General features: G+C 33.1%; 1 protein-coding gene. It reads right to left on the reverse strand.

The genetic code is table 11. The features are described from left to right. On the reverse strand, positions 1–272 hold a 272-nt coding region (locus HU755_RS27110; RefSeq protein WP_202885368.1), incomplete at both ends, for a hypothetical protein.

The following is a 272-nucleotide window of genomic DNA, read 5'->3' on the forward strand; positions in this document are numbered from 1 at the left end:
GTTTTAGCTTTATAAAGAGTACCAGGAACCCATTTTTTTAACTTTGTACTAGGAATTGATACATGAATAGGTGCTGGATTACCAGAACCTGTCCCATTAGGTTTATTGGCAGAACTTAACCAGTAATATCTATTCGCTTTTTTAACTCTAATCCATCCCAATAACTCATTATTATCTGTAATAGTAGTCCATTCCTTTTGTAGAGGAACCTCGCCTTGAAATATGATATTTCCTTTATATTTTACTTCTACAACATTTGGCTGTTTGATTAC

Source organism: Pseudomonas sp. SWRI111 (assembly GCF_014268555.1).
GTDB lineage: Bacteria > Pseudomonadota > Gammaproteobacteria > Pseudomonadales > Pseudomonadaceae > Aquipseudomonas > Aquipseudomonas hamedanensis.